Source organism: Nocardia sp. NPDC004722 (genome assembly GCF_053601505.1).
Map to the genome: position 1 here is coordinate 1 of NZ_JBSGBY010000922.1, position 2280 is coordinate 2280.

The 2280-nt window shown below is 69.4% G+C and carries 3 protein-coding genes; all 3 read left to right on the forward strand.

Features of this window, described 5'->3' with window-relative positions:
- A partial coding sequence (locus ACWELQ_RS44080) for an ABC transporter substrate-binding protein (RefSeq protein WP_452402911.1) occupies positions 1 to 803 on the forward strand: 803 nt, incomplete at its 5' end.
- Positions 803 to 1669, forward strand: coding sequence for an ABC transporter permease (locus tag ACWELQ_RS44085; RefSeq protein ID WP_452402912.1), 867 nt, complete (start codon positions 803 to 805; stop codon positions 1667 to 1669). The genes ACWELQ_RS44080 and ACWELQ_RS44085, both read left to right, overlap by 1 nt.
- A partial coding sequence (locus tag ACWELQ_RS44090; protein WP_452402913.1) for an ABC transporter ATP-binding protein occupies positions 1666 to 2280 on the forward strand: 615 nt, incomplete at its 3' end. The genes ACWELQ_RS44085 and ACWELQ_RS44090, both read left to right, overlap by 4 nt.

Below are 2280 nucleotides of genomic sequence, written 5' to 3' on the forward strand. Positions count from 1 at the left end.
GTTCCTCCGCACTGGAATCCGGCCAGGTGGCGGCCCTGTCGCAATTCGTGGCCTGGCCCGGGCTGCTGGTGTTCCAGAACAAGGCCAAACTGCTCTACGACGGCGCGGAACTCAACGTCCCGACCTTCCACGGCGTCGTCGCCCGCCGCGACTACGCCAAGCAGCACCCGGAGGTGCTCGATGCGTTCCTGCAAGCCCAGCTCGACGCCACCGACTTCATCCACCAGCACCCCCTGGAGGCGGCGCAGACCGTCGCCGACAACGCCGGGCTGGCCCCGGAGGTCGTGTACCTCTACAACGGGCCGGGCGGAACCTCCTTCGACACCACACTGAAGCCGTCGCTGCTGGCCGCCTTCAAAGGCGATGTGCCGTACCTGAAGTCGATCGGCGACTTCGCCGACCTCGACATCGATCAGTTCGTCGACCCGGCGGCCCTGAAGCAGGCGTACCAGGAGCGCGGGCTGAACTACGACGCCGAACTCGGCAACAACGCCAACCCGCTGCCGGGTGCGGGCGGCGAGATCTGGCTCGCAGGGGAGACGGCCACCCAATCCGTCGCCGACGCCAACGCGCTGCTCCGCGCAGTGAAACAGGCCCGCGCACAGGGTAAGACGGTCCGCGCCGCCTATGTCCCCGACGCCGAACTCGGCACCCGCTGGTTCGCCGACAAGGCCCTGTGGGTCCACGACGGCGACAACTATCTCCCGTTCACCACCGAGGCCGCGGTCGGCCGCTACCTCGCCCAGCACCCCACCGGCAAGGTCGTCGCCTACGACCAGGCCGTCACAGAGGTGCGGTCCTGATGAGTGCCACCACCGTTGCGCCCCTGGAGACTTCGGCTCGGGTCCCGGCGCGGCCCGCCGTCGCCGGGCGGGCGCGGGCCGGACGGACGGCGTGGACCTCACGCCTGATCCGGTTGCTGTCGGTGCTTCTCGCCGTCGGCGTGTGGCAAGTGCTGACCTCCCAGCACCTCCGGCTCTGGGTGCGCTTCGACACGCTGCCGACCGTCACCCAGATCGTGCGCGCCTTCCAGCATCAGCTGGGCACCAACACCTATTACCTCGATCTCGGCCAGTCGCTGATCCGCATCCTCACCGGGTTCGGGCTGGCGGCGGTGCTGGGGGTGAGCAGTGGTGTGGCGCTGGGGCGTTCGCGGTGGTTCGCCGACATCCTGGGCCCGCTCACCGAGTTGGCGCGGCCGATCCCGGCCATCGCCATCGTGCCGGTCGCCATTCTGATGTTCCCCGACGACGAGGCCGGGATCGTGTTCATCACCTTCCTGGCCGCGTTCTTCCCTGTCATGGTCGCCACCCGGCACGCGGTGCGGGCGCTGCCGACCATCTGGGAGGAGTCGGTGCGCACACAGGGCGGTACCCGGTTCGACGTGCTGTGGCGGGTGGTGCTGCCGGGCAGCCTGCCCGGCGTGTTCAGCGGACTGTCCACCGGCATCGGCGTGGCCTGGATCTGCGTGGTTTCGGCCGAGATGATCTCCGGGCGACTGGGTGTCGGCTATCGCACCTGGCAGGCGTACACCATCGTCGACTACCCGGGTGTGTTCGTCGGGATCATCACCATCGGCGTGCTCGGCTACACCACCTCCGCCGCCGTGGAACTCATTGGGCGGCGCGTCACGCACTGGCTGCCCCGAGGCGAGGAGACGGTGAAATGAGCGGCACCGGAATCGGTTTGAGCCTCGAGCGGCTGCGCCTGTCCTACACCGGCGCACCCGTGATCGCCGACCTGACCCTGGACGTGCGTCCCGGCGAGATCCTGATCCTCACCGGCCCGTCCGGCTGCGGCAAGTCCACGGTGCTGCGCGCACTGGCCGGACTGCTGCGCCCCGACGCCGGGCAGGTGCGCGCCGACGGGGTCGAGGTGACCGGCACCGACCGGGACCGGGCCGTCGTCTTCCAGGACAACGCGCTGCTGCCGTGGAAGACGGTGCGCGCCAATATCGAACTGGCGCTGAAACTCCGGGGCGAACCCCGTGCCGGGCGCCGCGCGCTGGCCGACCGCTGGATCACCGAGATCGGGCTCACCGGGTTCGCCGACTTCCTGCCCAAATCGCTGTCCGGCGGCATGCGGCAGCGTGTGCAGCTCGCCCGTGGGCTGGCCGGAGCACCGCGCTCGGTCATGATGGACGAGCCCTTCGGAGCGCTCGATACCCAGACGCGAAACACCATGCAGCGCTTGCTGATCGACACCTGGCGCACGCATCCCGCCACCCTCGTCTTCGTCACCCACGATGTGGATGAGGCGCTGCTGCTCGGCGACCGGATC